Annotated in this window: 3 protein-coding genes; 2 read left to right on the top strand and 1 reads right to left on the bottom strand. The window is 76.6% G+C overall.

All coding sequences use genetic code 11. The features are described from left to right. On the top strand, positions 1–656 hold a 656-nt coding region (locus HGA02_RS19225), incomplete at its 5' end, for a YggS family pyridoxal phosphate-dependent enzyme (RefSeq protein WP_168680988.1). A 59-nt stretch (positions 657–715) separates the two neighbouring features. Here the strand turns inward: HGA02_RS19225 and HGA02_RS19220 are convergent. After that, positions 716–901 carry a hypothetical protein gene (locus HGA02_RS19220; protein ID WP_168680986.1) on the bottom strand — a complete coding sequence of 62 codons (186 nt, stop codon included), beginning with the start codon at positions 899–901 and terminating at the stop codon, positions 716–718. A 236-nt stretch (positions 902–1137) separates the two neighbouring features. On the opposite strand from HGA02_RS19220, the gene HGA02_RS19215 reads away from it, so the two are divergent. After that, the coding region (locus tag HGA02_RS19215) for a YidH family protein (RefSeq protein ID WP_168680984.1) at positions 1138–1392 on the top strand (255 nt) is incomplete at its 3' end.

Genomic DNA, 1392 nt, shown 5'->3' with positions numbered 1-1392 from the left:
GGTCCGTGCGGGTGCTCCTCGCGACGAAGACGGTCGACGCCGCGCGCGTGCGTGCCGCGCTGGCCGCCGACGCGGCGGCGGTCGAGGCGGACCCGTCGCTCGCACCCGTGCTGATCGGCGAGAACCGCGTGCAGGAGCTCGTCGCGAAGGGGCCGGACCTGGCCGACCTGGCGCCCGTGACGCACCTCATCGGCCCGTTGCAGTCGAACAAGGTCAACGCAGCCCTGCGCTGGGTGTCGTGCGTCGAGTCGGTCGAGTCGGTCGCGCTCGCGCAGCGGCTGTCGGAGCGCTGCGCGGACCGGGCCGTCCCGCTCGACGTCCTGGTGCAGGTCAACGTCTCGGGCGAGCCGACCAAGCACGGCGTCGTGCTCGGCGACGCGGCGGCGCTCGCCGTGGCGGTCGCTGCCCTCCCCGGCCTGCGCCTCGCGGGGTTCATGACCGTGGGGCTCAGGTCGCCCGACCCGGCCGCGGTCGGTGCGGGGTACGCGGCGCTGGCCGCCCTGCGGGACGACGTCGTCGCGTCCGGTGCGCCCGGCACGTCGGAGGCGCGTGAGCTGTCGATGGGCATGAGCGGGGACCTGGAGGTCGCCGTCCGGCAGGGCGCGACGCTCGTCCGCGTCGGCTCGGCGGTGTTCGGGGCCCGTCCGCCGCTCTGACGCCTCGACGCGACGACGACGGGCACGAGCGCAGGGGTGTCCCGCAGCCACGGACGACGTCAGCGGGCGGTGCCCGGAACGGACCGACGGGTGACGGTGCGGTCGCCGCGTCCGGCGTGCCCGCCACGCAGCACGACCTCCTGTGCGGTGCGGAGGTCGGCCCGGGCGCTGCGGTGCAGGCGTGCGTGCAGCTCGCGCTGGTGCAGCAGGTGCATCCGGCGCAGGTCGCGCTCGAGCAGCGTCACGTTCGTCCCCTCCCTCACCCGGTCGTCGCTCAGGAGGCGTCGGCGGCCCGTCTGATACGTCGCGGCGGCGTGACGCAGGTCGCACGTCCAGGTGAGGGGCCGGGCACCGCGGGCGCGTCGCACTCGCCGCCGTCACCGCTTCGGCCGTGCTCGGCGCCGTCGGGCGGATCCCGCAGCCGGTGGTGGCCGTGTCGTCCGTGACACCGGAGCGCCGCGACGGACGCGAGGATGGGGCCATGTCCCCCGACACCCGCCGCCCCCGCTGGGTCTACGGCACCGGCGACGAGCCCGACGCCCGGTTCTCCCTCGCCAACGAGCGGACATTCCTCGCCTGGGTCCGCACCTCGCTCGCCCTCCTCGCCGGCGGCGTCGCCCTCGAGGCGCTCGACCTGCCCGTCGAGCCGCGCCTCCGGCTCACGGCCGCGACGCTGCTCGTCGTGCTCGGCGCGGCCGCTCCCCTGCTCGCGTGGCTGGGGTGGGCGCGTGCCGAG

The organism is Cellulomonas septica (assembly GCF_012396155.1).
GTDB lineage: Bacteria > Actinomycetota > Actinomycetes > Actinomycetales > Cellulomonadaceae > Cellulomonas > Cellulomonas septica.
Note: the sequence above shows the minus strand (reverse complement) of the source record. Positions and strands in the feature narration are given on the sequence as shown.